At 45.7% G+C, this 16,674-nt stretch carries 16 protein-coding genes and 1 pseudogene; 13 read left to right on the top strand and 4 right to left on the bottom strand.

The genetic code is table 11. From position 1 onward, the window contains the following. The first annotated feature begins 69 nt into the window (after nucleotides 1–69). From G4P54_RS19665 to G4P54_RS19655, 3 genes are all read left to right on the top strand, one after another. Entirely contained in the window at nucleotides 70–1,248 is a 1,179-nt protein-coding gene (locus tag G4P54_RS19665) for an FtsW/RodA/SpoVE family cell cycle protein (protein ID WP_167873605.1), read from the top strand. A 106-nt stretch (nucleotides 1,249–1,354) separates the two neighbouring features. After that, entirely contained in the window at nucleotides 1,355–2,104 is a 750-nt protein-coding gene (gene nfsA, locus G4P54_RS19660; RefSeq protein WP_167873604.1) for an oxygen-insensitive NADPH nitroreductase, read from the top strand. A 174-nt stretch (nucleotides 2,105–2,278) separates the two neighbouring features. Beyond that, entirely contained in the window at nucleotides 2,279–3,280 is a 1,002-nt protein-coding gene (locus G4P54_RS19655) for an LLM class flavin-dependent oxidoreductase (protein WP_024713137.1), read from the top strand. Between the two features lie 35 nt (nucleotides 3,281–3,315). Here the strand turns inward: G4P54_RS19655 and vpr are convergent, their stop codons facing one another. After that, a complete protein-coding gene (gene vpr, locus G4P54_RS19650) occupies nucleotides 3,316–5,736 on the bottom strand; it encodes a serine protease Vpr (protein ID WP_167873603.1) in 2,421 nt (806 codons plus the stop codon). Between the two features lie 527 nt (nucleotides 5,737–6,263). Between vpr and G4P54_RS19645 the strand changes: the two genes are divergently transcribed. Both G4P54_RS19645 and sacT read left to right on the top strand, forming a co-directional pair. Beyond that, nucleotides 6,264–6,566 carry a hypothetical protein gene (locus G4P54_RS19645; protein ID WP_167873602.1) on the top strand — a complete coding sequence of 101 codons (303 nt, stop codon included), beginning with the start codon at nucleotides 6,264–6,266 and terminating at the stop codon, nucleotides 6,564–6,566. A 39-nt stretch (nucleotides 6,567–6,605) separates the two neighbouring features. After that, nucleotides 6,606–7,436, top strand: a complete 831-nt coding sequence (gene sacT, locus G4P54_RS19640; RefSeq protein WP_167873601.1) for a sac operon transcriptional antiterminator SacT — start codon at nucleotides 6,606–6,608, stop codon at nucleotides 7,434–7,436. 38 nt (nucleotides 7,437–7,474) lie between these two features. Here sacT and G4P54_RS19635 read toward each other — a convergent pair. Further along, nucleotides 7,475–7,564, bottom strand: a pseudogene (locus G4P54_RS19635) (formate/nitrite transporter family protein); the annotation flags it as partial. 228 nt (nucleotides 7,565–7,792) lie between these two features. Here G4P54_RS19635 and scrA point away from each other — a divergent pair. The 3 genes from scrA to G4P54_RS19620 all read left to right on the top strand — a co-directional run bounded on the left by scrA (nucleotide 7,793) and on the right by G4P54_RS19620 (nucleotide 10,956). After that, nucleotides 7,793–9,178 carry a PTS system sucrose transporter subunit IIBC gene (gene scrA / locus G4P54_RS19630; protein ID WP_167873600.1) on the top strand — a complete coding sequence of 462 codons (1,386 nt, stop codon included), beginning with the start codon at nucleotides 7,793–7,795 and terminating at the stop codon, nucleotides 9,176–9,178. After that, complete coding sequence (gene sacA, locus G4P54_RS19625; protein ID WP_167873599.1) at nucleotides 9,175–10,614, top strand: sucrose-6-phosphate hydrolase; 1,440 nt, start codon at nucleotides 9,175–9,177, stop codon at nucleotides 10,612–10,614. Before scrA ends, sacA begins: the two co-directional genes overlap by 4 nt. A 93-nt stretch (nucleotides 10,615–10,707) precedes the next feature. Continuing rightward, a complete protein-coding gene (locus tag G4P54_RS19620) occupies nucleotides 10,708–10,956 on the top strand; it encodes a hypothetical protein (RefSeq protein WP_024713131.1) in 249 nt (82 codons plus the stop codon). Nucleotides 10,957–11,046: 90 nt separating this feature from the next. On the opposite strand, the gene G4P54_RS19615 is transcribed toward G4P54_RS19620, so the two are convergent. Then, nucleotides 11,047–11,862, bottom strand: a complete 816-nt coding sequence (locus G4P54_RS19615; RefSeq protein WP_024713130.1) for a bifunctional hydroxymethylpyrimidine kinase/phosphomethylpyrimidine kinase — start codon at nucleotides 11,860–11,862, stop codon at nucleotides 11,047–11,049. Nucleotides 11,863–12,005: 143 nt separating this feature from the next. Here G4P54_RS19615 and G4P54_RS19610 point away from each other — a divergent pair, with 143 nt between their 5' ends. From G4P54_RS19610 to G4P54_RS19590, 5 genes are all read left to right on the top strand, one after another. Further along, nucleotides 12,006–12,344: a PadR family transcriptional regulator gene (locus G4P54_RS19610; RefSeq protein WP_167873598.1), complete on the top strand. Its 339-nt coding sequence runs from the start codon at nucleotides 12,006–12,008 to the stop codon at nucleotides 12,342–12,344. Further along, nucleotides 12,337–12,972: a permease prefix domain 1-containing protein gene (locus G4P54_RS19605; protein ID WP_167873597.1), complete on the top strand. Its 636-nt coding sequence runs from the start codon at nucleotides 12,337–12,339 to the stop codon at nucleotides 12,970–12,972. The genes G4P54_RS19610 and G4P54_RS19605 overlap by 8 nt, the downstream gene beginning before the upstream one ends. Before the next feature lie 47 nt (nucleotides 12,973–13,019). Further along, the gene (locus G4P54_RS19600; RefSeq protein ID WP_167873596.1) at nucleotides 13,020–13,553 is read left to right on the top strand and encodes a hypothetical protein; all 534 of its coding nucleotides are present in this window, start codon (nucleotides 13,020–13,022) and stop codon (nucleotides 13,551–13,553) included. 89 nt (nucleotides 13,554–13,642) lie between these two features. Continuing rightward, entirely contained in the window at nucleotides 13,643–14,449 is an 807-nt protein-coding gene (locus G4P54_RS19595; protein ID WP_167873595.1) for a glycosyltransferase family 2 protein, read from the top strand. 14 nt (nucleotides 14,450–14,463) lie between these two features. Next, on the top strand, nucleotides 14,464–15,141 hold the full coding sequence (locus tag G4P54_RS19590; protein WP_167873594.1) for a uracil-DNA glycosylase: 678 nt from the start codon (nucleotides 14,464–14,466) through the stop codon (nucleotides 15,139–15,141). Between the two features lie 24 nt (nucleotides 15,142–15,165). Here G4P54_RS19590 and G4P54_RS19585 read toward each other — a convergent pair whose 3' ends face one another. Beyond that, entirely contained in the window at nucleotides 15,166–16,536 is a 1,371-nt protein-coding gene (locus G4P54_RS19585) for an aldehyde dehydrogenase (RefSeq protein WP_167873593.1), read from the bottom strand. Nucleotides 16,537–16,674: the final 138 nt, after the last annotated feature.

The following is a 16,674-nucleotide window of genomic DNA, read 5'->3' as shown; positions in this document are numbered from 1 at the left end:
TCATCTTGATCGAGGTTCATGTATAATAAACATTAGTGATTTTCCGATGAAAATGTAAGGCGGGATAGAATGGGTCGATATAATAAGCAGCAAAGCCCCTTTTACCAGGGGGATTTGATTTTTATATTTGGTGTGTTTTTTATTATAAGTGTAGTATCAATTTATGCTGCTGGTCAATTTGGACAGTATGGGAGCAAAGATTGGATACAGCAACTTGTGTTTTATCTTTTGGGCGCTATTACCATCACAGTGCTTTTGTACTTTGATTTAGAACAGCTTGAAAAATTAAGTTTGTATATTTTTATCCTCGGTATTTTATCTTTGATTATCCTGAAAATCAGTCCTGAGTCTATTGCACCTGTCATTAAAGGAGCAAAAAGTTGGTTTAGGTTTGGGTCTATAACCATACAGCCGTCAGAGTTCATGAAGGTTGGTTTAATCATGATGCTAGCATCAGTCATCGGAAAAGCCAATCCTAAAGGCGTACGGACGCTTAGAGATGATATTTACCTTTTATTAAAGATTGCGGGTGTCGCAGCTGTTCCTGTTGGTCTTATTCTGATGCAAGACGCTGGGACCGCGGGAATATGTATGTTTATCGTGCTTGTAATGGTTTTTATGTCAGGGATTAATTGGAAATTGATCACAATCATTGCAGGCTCAGGTATCTTACTCATATCATTAATTTTATTAATAATGATAAACTTTCCTGACGCTGCTAAATCGGTGGGAATACAAGATTATCAAATTAAGAGGGTTACTTCTTGGGTTTCTAATTCAAATGAACCACAGAATGACGATAGCGGGTGGCAAGTTGATCAAGCTATTATGGCTATAGGATCTGGTGGCATTTTAGGAAATGGCATTTCTCATTTAAAGGTTTATGTTCCAGAAAGCACGACTGACTTCATCTTTTCTATAATAGGTGAATCCTTTGGATTTATAGGCTGTGCCTTTGTCGTCATCATGTTCTTCTTCTTAATTTACAGGCTTGTCGTTCTGATTGACAAAATACATCCGTTTAACCGGTTCGCTTCTTTCTTTTGCGTGGGCTACACAGCGTTAATCGTGATTCACACATTCCAGAATATCGGAATGAACATCGGCATTATGCCTGTTACCGGGATTCCGTTGCTGTTTGTGAGTTACGGGGGAAGCTCGACACTTTCCACGCTGATCGGCTTTGGCATTGTGTATAATGCGAGTGTGCAGCTGACGAAATACAGAAGTTATCTCTTTAATTCTTAATACGCAGACAGCCTTTACAGAGGCTGTCTTTTTGTGTGTGCAGAGCATTTCGCTTTTGAGTTTTGTTTTTTTCGGATATGATAAAAGAGATAAGGAGGTTTTTGTGATGAATAACACAATTGAAACCATTTTAAATCATCGGTCGATCCGATCTTTTACTGATCAGCTTTTGACTGCTGATGAAATTGATATATTAGTGAAAAGTGCGCAGGCTGCGTCAACATCCAGCTACGTGCAGGCATATTCGATTATCGGGGTTTCCGATCCTGAAAAAAAACGTGAGCTGTCTGTGCTTGCCGGAAATCAGCCTTACGTTGAGAACAACGGACACTTTTTTGTATTTTGTGCGGACTTACACCGCCATCAAAAATTGGCTGAGGAAAAAGGCGTAAACATTTCTGAGCTGCTTGAAAATACGGAAATGTTTATGGTCGGCCTGATTGATGCGGCGCTGGCAGCGCAAAATATGAGCATTGCGGCTGAATCTATGGGGCTTGGCATTTGCTATATCGGCGGCATTCGGAACGAGCTGGACAAGGTGACAGAGGTACTGCAAACGCCTGACCATGTTCTTCCGCTTTTCGGTCTGGCAGTAGGACATCCAGCGAACCTATCCGGTAAAAAGCCGAGATTGCCAAAACAGGCTGTCTATCATGAGAATACGTATAATGGGAACGCAGACGATTTCCGTGAAACGATGAATGCGTATGACCAAACCATTTCTGATTATTATAGAGAAAGAACAAACGGAAAGCGGGAAGAAACGTGGTCAGAACAAATTCTGAACTTTATGAAGCAAAAGCCGCGTACGTATTTAAATGACTATGTGAAAGAAAAAGGCTTTAATAAAAACTAAAGAAAACCTCTCCGAAACGGAGAGGTTTTTATGTTTCACGTGTAACATATTCCGACAAATAGAGACAGGCTGTCACAAATAAATGGCGAATGATCGGGAGAAACTGAAAGCAGTGTGAGCGGCTTTGGAGAAAAAATAAGGGATCAGTGATACGATGAGGAGGAGGTGGTAGGGATGATTTCATTAAGTATATTAGATCAATCTCCTGTATCAGAGGGCAGCAGTGCAGAAACGGCCTTACAGCAAACCGTTGCACTTGCGCAAACTGCTGAGGAGCTAGGATATAAGAGATTTTGGGTGTCTGAGCATCACTTCTCAAAGCGGCTGGCAGGGTCAAGCCCAGAGGTGCTGATCAGTCATATCGCAGCGAAAACGAAGCGAATTCGTGTTGGATCAGGGGGAGTCATGCTGCCGCATTACAGTGCTTATAAAGTAGCTGAAAATTTCCGTGTGCTGGAGGGGCTGACACCAGGAAGAATTGATCTGGGGCTTGGCAGAGCACCAGGGGGAATGCCGATTGCGTCATGGGCGCTGAATGACGGCGGAAAGCGCAATGCCGATCAGTATCCGAAGCAAATCAAGGAGCTGACCATGTATTTGCATGATTTGGCGGATGACAAACACCGTTTTCCGAATCTGAGCGCCGCGCCGCATATTTCAACCGCGCCGGATGTGTGGCTGCTCGGATCATCTGGAGAAAGCGCGCTGCTTGCCGCTGATTCAGGCGCTGGCTATATGTTCGCCCACTTTATCAATGGAGAGGGCGGAGAGGATACGGTCAGACAGTATAAGAGACGATTCAAACCGTCTGTGTTAGGAGACAAGCCTCGCGCGGCAGTCGCTGTTTTTGTTCTTTGCGCCGACACGGAGGAGAAGGCAGAGGAGCTGGCTGCCGTGCTAGATTTTACGCTATTGGCAGGAGAGCAGGGCATACCTTTAGAAGGCGTTCCTTCGTTCGAAGCTGTTCGGGACAATACATACTCCCCGTATGAACAGAGACGAATTGCTGATAATCGAAATCGAATGATTGTCGGCACGAAAGAACAGGTTAAGGATCAGCTGTTAGCTTTGAGTAAGGCGTATGGAACAGAAGAAATCATGGCGGTGACCATTACGCATCATTTTGAAGATAAGCTCCAATCTTACCGCTTGCTGCAGGAGGCATTTGCGAATTAATACAAAAATCCCTGCCGATTCGGCAGGGATTTTTCTTATTCAACGGTAAAAGGCTCTTCAGTCAGCACCTGGCTTGATTTTCCTTTGTTCGCGGCATAGGCGAGCAAGTAATATTCACCGGGCTGAAGCTTGGTTCCGCCATTGATCGTGCCGTCCCAGTCAAAGTACCGATAGCCCTTATCTTGATTCTTATAAATGCCGGCTTGGCCTGCAAAATCAAGATTGCTGTCATAGATGAGGAATGCCAGCTCTTCCGCTCCCGCAGGAAGGTAGGTTTCAATTTGATAGGTGCCTTGTACAGATCCTTCGCTGACGGAGAGGGATGTGACTCTCGGATAGTCCGGCTCTTTGACGATCAGCAATGTAGGTACCTTGGCGACGACTTTTCCGCCTTCTCTGACGATAACCGTTCCTTCATAGGTACCGGCTTTTGTTTTCTTTGTATTGACCTTTACTTTTGCAGTGGCTTTTCCGGTTTGATGTGCCGGTATCACAACACGGCCTGTGCCGGATGTGGAGATGCCGCTGCCGTTATATGTGTATTCAAGTGTGTATGACTTTCTAATGGAAGATTGGTTTTCAATCGTAAACGTTTCTTTTTTCGTATCGTTTCCGTTTTCCTTCAAGAATGTGCCGTAGGAATAGCTTCCAGGCGAGACGAGGGAGTCAGCTTTGATCGCGTTCATGATTCTCGCGCTGCCCGCACCTTGGGCGTTATGCGGGTACACTTCTCCGTCTCCATCTTTTAAGGCGACAGCGGTATTCATGATGGCGGCTTTGATCTGTTCAACGCTCCATTTTGGTTTGGCTTGTTTAATAACGGCTACCGCTCCGGCAATATGAGGAGATGCCATGCTCGTTCCTTGTTTTGATCCGTAGCCATATGGGTTTTGAGGATCGTGTGTCGGAATCGTGCTGACGATATTGACGCCTGGCGCGGAAATATCAGGCTTGATCATCCACGTATCCATAACAGGTCCGCGGGATGAGAAATCAGCCACTTGCTCACCGAGCGCTTTTGAGACTGTTAAACCGAATGTTGTTTTTGTCTCGCCGGCTTTTATGGAGCTGATGAGTTTTTCGCCGTCTTCTAATGAAAGCTTAATCGTTGGCACAGACATGCCAGGCACATTGGCTTCAATTTCCCCAGAGAGGTTGTTATACACAACCATGCCGATGGCGCCGGCTTTTTTAGCATTCTCGGCTTTATCCACAAACGCAATGCTGCCCCGTTTGACAACGGCGACTTTGCCTGTCAGATTTTTTCCTTCAAAGTCCTTTGCTTCGCCAAGTCCGGCTTCAACAAGCTCAACATTCTTGTTATTGAGCGCTTTGACATCGTCCTCTTTGTTATACCCCATTACTTTTGCGGAAGAGTAAGCGCCGAAAGTGACGGCGTATTCGTTGAGCGGCAGCTGAGTCGCACCGACAGAAATCGCTTCTCTTGATGTGCCTGGCGATCCGACTGTCCAGCCGTTCGGGCCGCTGTTGCCGTTTGACGTTACCGCGACAACGCCTTCTGACATGGCCCAGTCAAGCGCTGTGCTCGTCGCCCAGTCCGGGTTGTTTAAAGAGTTTCCGAGAGACAGGTTCATCACATCTGCTCCGTCCTGTACAGCGCGTTCCACGCCGGCAATGACGTTTTCCGTTGTGCCGCTTCCGCCGGGGCCCAGTACGCGGTAAGCAAGAAGCGTGGCATCTGGCGCTACGCCTTTAATCGTTCCATTTGCAGCAACCGTTCCGGCTACGTGTGTGCCGTGGTCAGTTGCTGCACCTCTCGGATCGCCAGTTGGGGTTTCTTTCGGGTCGTAATCATTGTCTACAAAATCGTATCCTTTATATTGTCCGAAGTTTTTCTTTAAGTCCGGGTGATGATATTCAACACCAGTATCAATAATCGCCACCTTGACGCCTTTTCCTGTGTAGCCTAAATCCCATGCGTCGTTTGCTCCGATATAAGGCGCGCTATCATCCATTTGCGGAGATACGGCGTCTTCAGAAATGGTGACATCTTTATCCTTTACATTGTCTGTTTTATAGGTGACGTTCGGGTATACAGCTTTTACGTCTTTTACCGCAAGAAGTTTTGGAATCTCATTAGCTGGGAGCTTCATAGAAAAGCCTGAGAACACTTGCTCATATTCCCGGTTCACTTTTCCGTTTTTCACCGCTTTGACGGCTTTGTTTTTTACTTTAGTGCGAGCGGTTTTCAGCTTGCTTTTCGTTTGGCTTTCTCCCGCTTCCTTCGCCTCTGCCAAGGATTTTTCTTTTAATTCCACAATAACGGTTGTTTTTTTGCTTGTTGTCATGTCGATATCACCGAATACCTCGGCTTTTTCCAGGCCAGCCGACGATTTTGAAGAAACCGGAGCTGCTTGTACACCTGTTATACCTGTGGATAACGCAAAAAATAAAACAAAACTTAGAAGCAGAAAGCGAATGATTCCATGTTTCAATGTGTTTCCCCCTTTTGTTTAGAAAAAATATGAAAGATCTAGTATATATTTCTTGAAAATTCAAAAAAACCCTTGTGTCAATTGGATCATTTATGGGATTTTGTTTGTGTATAAGGAAGGAGTTATACACAGAACCCTGTGCATAAGTGAATAAATCTGTGTATATATATAGTTGGGAATATATGTTCCTATACAAAATATAGATAGAGATTGTGGACATGTGGATATCTATTGTGATTAAGCTGTTCTTATCTTTGGGATAACTTGTGTATAAATTTTTTAAAGCGGTTCTCCAATTTTCATTTCATTTCTTTCAGCTTTCAACAAAACTTCTAAAAACTAGTTCGTTTTTTCACTCATATTGTGACAAAGAATTCTCTTTCCACGGTCTATCATAGAGTCATGAGTTTTGCTAGAGCCGCTAGTTTGCGAGAAAAGAAATCGGCCGTCTTTTCCCGCAGGCTCGGCTGAGAAAACGGGCTGCTAAAAAGGCTGCCTGCCAAAAAGAAGCGGAGGGATGTTTTTCTATGAAACGTTTGCTTGTAACTTTACGGGTGTGGATGGTCTTTTTGATGAATTGGGTGACGCCTGACAGAAAAACTGCGGCTGCTGCGATTTATACAGCTCAGCGTACATATCAAAGAAAAGCGGCGGGGCAGGCCGCGGGGCTTGCTTCGTTTTATGAATGGCGGATGGCTGTGAATGAGGAAGAAAAGCAGAAAGCGAAAGCCGCCGCGCTTTATAAAAGAAGGTGTCTGCAAGCCTTCAAGGAATCGCCAAAGCAGGAGAGAGCTGGCCCGCATCTTTACATGGCGATCAAAAGGAGGTAAAATCCCAGTCAAAAGCAAATTGGCGGGAGAGATAGCCTCTTGAAAATCTATAAAGTACTAAACAACAATGCGGCTTTAATAAAAGAGGATGATCAGGAAAAAATCGTAATGGGTCCGGGAATCGCTTTTCAAAAAAAGAAAAATGATCTCATCCCTATAAATAAAGTGGAAAAGATCTTTGTCGTGCACGGCGAGAATGAAAAGTTCAAACAGATTCTGCAAATGCTGCCGGAGGAGCATATTGAAATAGCTGAAGATATCATCAGCTATGCGGAAGGGGAGCTCGCGGCGCCGCTGAGCGACCACATTCATATCGCGCTTTCTGACCATTTGTCCTTTGCGATCGAAAGGATTCAAAATGGGCTGCTTGTCCAGAATAAATTGCTGCACGAGATAAAGGCGCTCTATAAAAAAGAATTTGAGATCGGCTTGTGGGCGATCGGACACGTAAAAGAGACATTGGGCGTGTCTCTGCCTGAAGATGAAGCGGGTTATATTGCCCTTCATGTCCATACGGCGAAGATGGATGCGGAGAGCATGTATTCAGCGCTGAAGCATACGACCATGATCAAAGAAATGATAGAAAAGATAGAACAATACTTTAATCGAAAGGTGGATGAAAATAGCATTTCCTATCAACGCCTTGTCACGCATTTGCGATACGCGGTCAGCCGGTTGGAATCAAATGAAGCGCTCCATCATATGGACGAGGAGATGCTTTATTTCATCCAAAAAAAGTATTCATTTGCCTATCAATGTGCGCTGGAGCTGGCGGAGTTTTTGAAAAATGAATATCAATTACATTTGCCGGAGTCCGAGGCCGGCTATATCACGCTGCATGTCCAGCGTCTTCAAGATCTCTCGGAATAACCGCTTTGACTTGCAGGGAGTGATCTCTGGAAGTTTTTTTATTGATCGGGATACAACCAGCCCATCATTACGATTCCGGCGGTCAGATTTCCGAGCGTAACGGGAATTAAGTTTCTGACGGCTCCCATTTACGAATTTTTGTCTGCGTGTTTTATCAAACTTATTAACTAAAAAACCGTTGACGAAAGCGCTGTCATGATTTATGATGAAAGCGTATTCTTAAATCTAAATAAGCGGGATTGTGACTGGTAAAGCAGGCAAGACCTAAAATTTGTGTAAACGAGTAGGATCGCTGTGTCCTTTATTCGTTGGCGAATTTTAGGTCTTTTTTGTTTAAATAAAAGGGGGAAAAACAGATGGATTACAAAGAGACTGCAAAACGACTTATTGAGCTTCTCGGGGGGAAAGAAAACATTATCAGCGCGGCTCATTGTGCAACAAGACTGCGTTTAGTCATAAAAAATGAATCAAAGATAGATCAAGAGCAAGTAGAAGAGCTTGATGGCGTCAAAGGCGCTTTCAGCAGCTCTGGCCAGTATCAGATCATTTTCGGAACAGGCCTTGTGAATAAGGTATACGACGCTTTTTCAAAGGAAGCCGACATTGAGCGTGAAGATCACGTCAATCACCAGGATGCGGCAAAAGAAAAATTGAATCCCGCGGCAAGGTTTGCGAAAACGCTTTCTAATATTTTTGTTCCCATCATTCCGGCGATTGTGGCCAGCGGCCTGTTAATGGGATTACTCGGTATGGTCAATGCGTTTCATTGGATGAGCAAGGATTCTGCGCTGCTGCAGCTGCTTGATATGTTCTCAAGTGCGGCATTTATTTTCTTGCCGATTCTCATCGGAGTAAGCGCTTCAAAAGAATTTGGCAGCAATCCTTATTTGGGAGCGGTCATCGGGGGAATCATGATTCATCCGAATCTTTTGAATCCATGGGGGTTGGCGGAAGCGACACCTGATTATATGCATCTTTTCGGATTTGATATCGCACTTCTGGGCTACCAGGGAACTGTCATCCCAGTACTGCTGGCGGTTTATGTAATGAGCAAGGTAGAGAAATGGACAAGAAAAGTGGTTCCGCATGCGGTAGATTTGCTTGTTACACCTTTTGTCACAGTGATTGTCACCGGGTTTGTCGCTTTTATCGCGATTGGTCCTCTGGGCAGAGCACTTGGCTCCGGCATTACGGTTGCTTTAACCTATGTATATGACCATGCCGGTTTTGTTGCGGGTCTGATTTTCGGAGGCACGTATTCACTTATCGTGCTGACAGGCGTTCATCACAGCTTCCATGCAATTGAGGCGGGGCTTATTGCAGATATCGGCAAAAACTACTTGCTGCCGATCTGGTCAATGGCGAATGTTGCACAGGGCGGGGCCGGCCTTGCCGTCTTCTTTATGGCGAAAAAAGCAAAAACAAAAGAAATTGCGCTTCCGGCTGCATTTTCTGCTTTTCTCGGCATCACTGAGCCCGTCATATTCGGAGTCAATCTTCGCTACCGTAAGCCATTTATCGCCGCGATGATCGGAGGCGCGCTGGGCGGTGCATATGTCGTCTTTACACATGTGGCAGCAAACGCTTACGGATTAACGGGTATTCCGATGATCGCCATTGCCGCGCCATTTGGCATGGGCAACTTGATCAACTATCTGATTGGGATGGCCATTGCGGGAGTGTCAGCGTTCATTGCAGCGTTTATCATGAAAATTAATGAGGATGAGGGGAGAAAAAAATGACAGCATATGATCAGGAGCTTCGTCGCCGGGCTTATGAAGAAGTGGAGAAAAAAGAGACTATCGCTAACAGCGATCCGCACCGTCAGCATTTTCACATTATGCCGCCGGTTGGGCTGCTGAATGACCCGAATGGCGTGATGTATTGGAAGGGCAGCTATCATGTGTTTTTTCAGTGGCAGCCATTTCAGACGGGACACGGCGCGAAATTTTGGGGGCATTATACGACACAGGATGCTGTGAATTGGAAGCGAGAAGACATTGCGCTCGCTCCGAGTGATTGGTTCGATAAAAACGGCTGCTACTCGGGCAGCGCTGTCACGAAAGACGATCGGCTCTATCTTTTTTATACAGGAAATGTCAGGGATCAGGATGGGAATCGGGAAACGTATCAATGCCTGGCAGTATCTGACGATGGACTGTCCTTTGAGAAAAAGGGTGTCGTCGCCCGCCTCCCAAAGGGATACACGCCGCATTTTCGTGATCCGAAGGTATGGGAGCATGAAGGCATATGGTATATGGTGATCGGTGCGCAAACGGAAAATTTGAAAGGGCAGGCCGTGCTGTTTGCTTCTGATAACCTGACAGAGTGGAGGTTCCTAGGTCCGATAACCGGCGCGGGCTTCAACGGTCTGGACGATTTCGGGTACATGTGGGAGTGCCCTGATTTGTTTTCCCTTCAAGGATCAGATGTGCTGATTGTCTCGCCTCAAGGGCTTGAGGCAGATGATTTTCGCTTTCAGAACGTGTATCAATCAGGTTATTTTGTCGGGCGTCTCGATTATAACAAGCCTGAACTGAAGCATGGTGATTTTACGGAGCTTGATCAAGGTTTTGATTTTTACGCGCCGCAAACACTTGAAGATGATAAGGGAAGGCGGATTTTGTTTGCATGGATGGCTGTGCCCGATCAGGATGAAGGAGCTCATCCGACGATTGACTATCACTGGATTCATTGTATGACGCTGCCAAGACAGCTGACGCTATCAGGCCGGAAACTGATTCAGCAGCCGCTGCCCGAGCTGAAAGCCATGCGCAGGAATGAGAAGAACATACAAATCAGCATGCATGGATCATCTGGCTTACTTCCGGTTGAGAACCCTGAAAGAGCTGAGATCCTGATTGAAGACATTCAGACGGAGTCTGGATTTTCAATCAGTATCCGAGGTACGGCTGTGTTTTCCTTTCATAAGGACGAAGGGGTTGTTAAGCTGGAGAGAACGAGCTTCGATGGAAAAAGAACAGAAGCGAGACATTGCCGAATGAATGATTTGCATACCTTGCATATGTTTATCGACGCGTCATCTTTAGAAGTTTTCGTCAATAACGGAGAAGAGGTCTTCAGCGCGAGATATTTTCCTTTCCCGGGAAATGATGAAGTAACAGTCAGCTCGACAGGAAAATCTGCGATGAGCGTCGGGATTTGGACACTTATGTAGAAAATCCTCCTATTTTCTTATGTGAAATCTGAGTCATCTGTGCTATTCTTCAACGATAACCTACTATTTTTTTCTGTAAAAGGAGTTGTTTTCTTGAATATACATGAACAGAAGATAACGCCGGAATGTTTGGAAGCTGCTGCGGACCAAGTTGAAGATAAGCGGGAAGAATATAAGGATGTGCTGCTTCAAGTGAAAGAAATGCTTGGCGGGACAGCGCCGCACAGTGAAACGGCGGAAATTCTTTCACGGGCATATGAGCAAATGAAGGAATATGCACTTTTTGTTCAGTCGATAGAAGCATTCTTGCGGAAATCTGCGAACAATTTAAAAATCAAATAAACAGGCTGCCAATGGAATCGGCAGTTTTTTCTGTGAAAACTCTTCGCTCATATAAAAAAGGCTGCCTCTCTGGAAGGCAGCCTTTTTTATTTATGATTGTTTATTCAGGCGCTGTGCAGAATGCTTAGTAGGTCCGACATACTGGTTAAGCGGGAAGGATTCTTTAATGGCAGCGGTAATGAATTCTTTCGCCGCGTAAATGGCTTCTTTGACTTCCGCACCTTTGGCAAGCTCTGCTGTCACGGCTGCTGAGAACGTACAGCCTGCGCCATGTGTATAAGGCGTATCGATCATTTCGCTTTCAAGAACTTCCGCTGTTTCTCCGTCATAAAGAACATCAACGGCTTTTTCGTGTTTGAGTTTGCCTCCGCCTGTAATCACAACATATTGAGCGCCGAGTGCGTGAATTTTTTTCGCAGCTTCGATCATATCGTCAATTGTTTTTAATTCATCCATGCCGCTGAGCTGGCTGGCTTCAAAGAGATTCGGCGTAATGACAGTGGCTAGCGGTGCTAATTGCTCACGCAGGGCTTGGGCATGCTCCGGATAAAGGACTTCATTTGCTCCTTTACAAACCATGACCGGGTCGATCACCACATTTTTTAATTGTTTTTCTTTGATCGTTTTTGCTGCAAGCTCGATAATGTCAACGGTTGGCAGCATTCCTGTTTTCATGGCGTCCACACCGATGCCGTCCGTAATGGTTGCAAGCTGGGCGCGGATTGTATCAGTATCGATCGGGAAGACTTGATGGTCCCAGCTGTTGTTCGGGTCCATGGCAACGATCACCGTTAAGGCGGTCATCCCGTATACGTTTTTTTCTTGAAATGTTTTTAAATCAGCTTGAATCCCAGCACCGCCGCTGGAATCTGAGCCGGCAATGGTGAGTGCTTTATGCATAGACATGTCTTGAACCTCCATCGTGTTTTATCTTTCATTATAGTTAGATTTTCTCTGTATCACAATATAGAAGATCGATAGGAATCATTTGACAATACCAAAGGGCTTTCGTAAAATGCTACATAAGAAAACTAGGTAGGGGTTTTGTGATGTTAAATCGTGAGCTGGTTAAGGGCAGCACTGTTATATTGGTATTGACGCTTCTGGACGAGCGGCCGATGTACGGTTATGAGCTTGTCAAAGAAATGGGAACACGCAGCAGTAATGAACTTCAGATGAAAGAAGGCACCTTGTATCCTTCTCTTCACAAGCTTGAACGCCAAGGATTTATTTCGTCATATTGGGAGAAGCAGGAGAAAGGGCCGGACCGCAAATACTACCGGATTACAGATGAAGGCAAAGAGGTGCTGGCGGAACGCAAGAAGGAATGGAACGTATTTTCCGCTATGATGGACCGAATGTTGAAGCGGGGCGGGCAGAATGAATAAAAAAACGTATCTATCCGAAATCAAAAACGGGCTTAAGGGGCTTCCAGAAGATGAGGCAGTGATTGATGAAATTGAGAGCCATATTGAACATCATTTGTTCCACTCTTTTCAGGAAGGGATGAGTGAAGAGGAAGCTATGCAGACTTTAATGCAGGCGTTTGGAACGCCAGCTGACATCGTTTCTTCGTTTAAGAAAGAACAGCCTGTCACGTTCCGAGCGTTTTTAATGTTCCATCTTTTCTTTAACAGCGCACTTTTCGCTGGCGGTATCATCATTACGATGATGCATGCCTGGCTTGAATCACCCATTGTTCATGCTGTATGGAAAGGCATTTCTGTTTCTGTGTGGCTGATCTTAGCTGCATATATGATCTACTGGGTGCTGATTGGGTATCAAGGGGTGAGGGAGTTTGGGAAACATGGAGAGCAGCTTGTTTTGCATACGATTCTGATCTGCATGGTGCCAAACGTCATTTTTATGCTTGTTTTTCTATTTCATTTAATTCCTGTTGTGCTGTTTCAATCCTTGCTTTCATCTTGGTTTGTCGAAACTTGTGCTTGTGCAACGCTGCTATTTCCGTTATTCGGCCGAATGGGCTGTTATATTGGCAGGCGTCAGCTTGCCTGATTTTTTATTTATGTACATAGAATTTCTATGTAAGGAAGGTGCAGATTGTGAAGATTAGCTCTTGTTTATATGGTTTTGTAGCTCATGGAGCAGTATTTTTGTTTACGGGCGGCTGTATGCTCTTGGCTATGCTGACCAGCTTGCCTTTTGTCTTTCTGCTAGATCTGCTGCCTGACGTCGTATATACGGCCGGAGCCATTCTTATGCTGTTATGTTCATATGCTTACGTTTGGTTTTGGGCGGTCCGGTTTGCATATAACCAGAAAATGCGCCTGTTCGAGGTTCAACTGGGATCCTTTGTGTTGCTGGCCATCATGATATCTTTGTTTTTATTAGATGGATCAAGTGTGAAAGACATCGTGAGGAATTGGGAGGATACAGGCTGTGCTTTTGTTCCGCCGGCTTTTACGTTTTTGTGTCTTGCTTATGCGCTTGTGTTGCTTCCGGTCTATCAATCTAAGCTCTGGCACCTTATCCTTCCGAATGGCGTCCGCCTAAAAGATCTCTTTCATGTTTTTGGAGATCTGACAATAATCATGGCGCTCCTGATCAGTGCAACACTGCTGTTTCTCTCAATTTAGTTTCTCGTTTCGGTAGGATATTCCCACTGATCTCCCGTCCAATATATGTTTTAATAGTACATGACTATGAAAATGAGAAGGAGAGCAACATGAAGATTTCTATCGTAATTGTGACCTATAATCGGATTCCGGCTTTGTGTGAGCTGCTGGAATCGATTTCTGAGCAGACCTTGAAACCGTATGAAATTATTATTGTGAATGATGCCGGGGAATCGGTCTTGCCAGTTAAAGCATTGTATCCGGAGCTGCCGATTGCTGTCATCAATTTAGAAAAGAACTCGGGGCATGTGGCGGCGAGAAATGCCGGTGTGAAAGAGGCGTCTGGCGATTGCATCATGCTTTGTGATGACGATGATTTCTTTACGCCAGGGCACGTGGAGAGAATGGCGAAGGAAATAGAAACGGCAGATTTCGTTCATTCTGATGCGGAAATTGTCTCGTTTGAAGAGAAAAACGGAACAAGGTATCCTATTTCACGGAAGCTGTTTGCTTACACCGCTGACTATGAGGATATGAGAGTGTTCTCTACATATGTGCCGTCGGGCAGCATGTACAGACGTTTTCTGCATAATGAAATCGGGTATTTCGATGCTGATGTGCACAATTATTGGGACTGGGATTTTTATTTGCGCGCGGCGAAGGAGCACCGGGTGAAGCGTGTCCCTTGCGCCAGTGTGATTTATGCCTTTAGTGACGCGGGAGACAATCAGTCTGCGGACCTTGGCGACAAGCGGAAACAGTATTTGGATCGTTTAAGTGAAAAGCACGGACTCGGGGAACTGCCGACGAAAAACTTTGCCGTCCTGCTTGAAGAGCCTGAGATGAAAAGACGGGAAGCACAAAGTGAAATCGTTTGGGATGGCAAGCCTGTCTATTCCAGACTTCATCGTTCGTAAGGGAGGCCTGAATCTTGAAACAGCTACTACAGGACAGCTGGTGGAATCAGCTGAAGGAAGAGTTTGAGAAACCGTATTATCAAGAGCTCAGAGAGATGCTGAAGCGGGAATACGCGGAGCAAACGATTTATCCGGACAGCCGAGATATCTTTAATGCGCTGCATTATACCTCATACGATGATGTCAAGGTCGTCATTCTCGGTCAAGACCCGTATCACGGTCCGGGACAGGCTCAAGGCTTAAGCTTCTCCGTAAAGCCGGGTGTGAAGCAGCCGCCTTCATTAAGGAATATTTTTCTTGAGCTGCAGCAGGATATCGGATGCAGCATCCCGAATCACGGGTCGCTTGTCAGCTGGGCAAAGCAAGGGGTTCTGTTGCTGAATACGGTGCTGACAGTAAGGCGCGGACAGGCGAATTCCCATAAGGGTAAAGGCTGGGAGCGTCTGACGGACCGGGTGATTGACGTCTTGAATGAAAGAGAGCGTCCGGTTGTCTTTATTTTATGGGGCCGGCATGCCCAAATGAAAAAAGAACGGATCGACACGTCCAAGCATTTTATCATTGAGTCGACGCATCCCAGCCCGTTTTCGGCAAGAAACGGATTTTTCGGGAGCAGGCCGTTTTCCCGGGCGAATGCGTGCTTGGAGAAAATGGGAGAAGCGCCGATTAATTGGTGTATAGAGGATTTATAAAAAGCGCAGATACTCTGCGCTTTTTTATTTAAGTATTTTTCGAATCATTCGCAGCCCGTTTTTGGATGAAGGATAACGGAAAGCGAAGTCGAAGCGGTTCGTTTGTTTGACGACGCTTTTTTTGTGCGTGAAGGTGTTAAAGCTGTCAAATCCGTGATAGCTGCCGATGCCGCTTTCTCCGACGCCGCCGAATGGCAAATATGGCGTTGCGACGTGCATTAACGTATCATTGACACAGCCGCCGCCAAACGACAGATTCTCTAAAACAGCCCGCTCGATGTCTTTGTTTGTGGTGAAGATATACAGAGCGAGCGGCTTTGGGCGCGATTGGACTTTCTCAATGACTTCCTCGATATCGCTGTATGTAAACAGCGGAAGAATCGGCCCGAAAATCTCCTCCTGCATCACTGGAGAGTCATCCTTTACTTGATCAAGAATCGTCGGCGCTAGTTTGTGGTGATCAGGATCAGATTGCCCGCCTGTAAGCGGGACGCCATCTTTGAGAAAGCTGAGCAGCCGCTGATAGTGGCGTTCACTGACGATTTTGCCGTACTGCGGATTTTGTTCAGGCTGAGGGCCGTAAAACTCACTGATCACACGCTTCATTTCTTCTGTGAGTTTTGTTTTGATATCTTCGTGGACAAATAAATAATCCGGTGCGATGCAGGTTTGTCCTGCATTAGTAAATTTTCCAAAGATGATTCGTTTGGCGGCGAGCTGTATATCAGCATCCTTGTGGACAATGCAGGGGCTTTTGCCGCCGAGCTCCAAGGTAATGGGAATTAATTGTTTGGCGGCGGCCTCCATGACGATTTTACCGACGGCAACGCTGCCGGTGAAGAAAATATAGTCAAAGGGCTGCTGTAATAACGCTGTGCTGACGTCGGGCCCGCCCTCCGCCATAGCGACATAATCACTCGGAAAAACGCTTGTGATGAGGCTAGAAAGAACAGCGGAAACAGCCGGCGTATATTCTGACGGCTTGAGAACGACCGTGTTTCCGGCTGCAATGGCTCCGATCAAGGGAGAAAGAGCCAGCTGCAAGGGATAGTTCCAAGGAGCAATCACCAAAACGGTCCCATACGGCTCAGGGATAATGATGCTTTTCGAGCCTAGATGGGTCAGCGGTGTTTTGACTCGTTTCGGATTGATCCATTTTCTCAGCCGTTTCATCACAAAGCTGATTTCCTCCAATACGATTCCAACTTCTGTCGTGTATGCCTCTTGTTCGGATTTGTGGAGATCCTGATAGAGAGCGGCTGTTATATCGGCTTCATGTGTTTTGATGGCTTGTTTCAGCTTCTGCAGCATGTCCAGTCTCGATTCTAGCGGTCTCGTATGCCCCGCCGCAAAATAGGCCTTATGCTTGCTGACGATAGAGGGGATGCTGTTCATTCCGTCGCTCCTTTTTTGTAAGATATGGTGATTTATTATGTGAAAAATTTGTTCTGCTTGTCAAATGCGCAAGGTTTGTCAGAAAAAATAACAAACTCATATCTGCGTTTACCGCATGAATTTGATAAAATGCAGGAA

The sequence above is a fragment of the Bacillus tequilensis genome (assembly GCF_012225885.1).
Classification (GTDB): domain Bacteria; phylum Bacillota; class Bacilli; order Bacillales; family Bacillaceae; genus Bacillus; species Bacillus tequilensis.
This window is presented reverse-complemented; position numbering and strand designations above follow the sequence as displayed.

Excerpts from the sequence above, each read along its gene's own strand:
- sacA (WP_167873599.1), top strand. The coding sequence starts at position 9,175 with ATGACAGCATATGATCAGGAGCTTCGTCGCCGGGCTTATGAAGAAGTG.
- G4P54_RS19615 (WP_024713130.1), bottom strand. The coding sequence starts at position 11,862 with ATGTCTATGCATAAAGCACTCACCATTGCCGGCTCAGATTCCAGCGGC.
- nfsA (WP_167873604.1), top strand. The coding sequence starts at position 1,355 with ATGAATAACACAATTGAAACCATTTTAAATCATCGGTCGATCCGATCT.
- G4P54_RS19610 (WP_167873598.1), top strand. The coding sequence starts at position 12,006 with ATGTTAAATCGTGAGCTGGTTAAGGGCAGCACTGTTATATTGGTATTG.
- G4P54_RS19645 (WP_167873602.1), top strand. The coding sequence starts at position 6,264 with ATGAAACGTTTGCTTGTAACTTTACGGGTGTGGATGGTCTTTTTGATG.
- G4P54_RS19605 (WP_167873597.1), top strand. The coding sequence starts at position 12,337 with ATGAATAAAAAAACGTATCTATCCGAAATCAAAAACGGGCTTAAGGGG.
- scrA (WP_167873600.1), top strand. The coding sequence starts at position 7,793 with ATGGATTACAAAGAGACTGCAAAACGACTTATTGAGCTTCTCGGGGGG.
- G4P54_RS19595 (WP_167873595.1), top strand. The coding sequence starts at position 13,643 with ATGAAGATTTCTATCGTAATTGTGACCTATAATCGGATTCCGGCTTTG.
- G4P54_RS19655 (WP_024713137.1), top strand. The coding sequence starts at position 2,279 with ATGATTTCATTAAGTATATTAGATCAATCTCCTGTATCAGAGGGCAGC.
- G4P54_RS19585 (WP_167873593.1), bottom strand. The coding sequence starts at position 16,536 with ATGAACAGCATCCCCTCTATCGTCAGCAAGCATAAGGCCTATTTTGCG.
- G4P54_RS19665 (WP_167873605.1), top strand. The coding sequence starts at position 70 with ATGGGTCGATATAATAAGCAGCAAAGCCCCTTTTACCAGGGGGATTTG.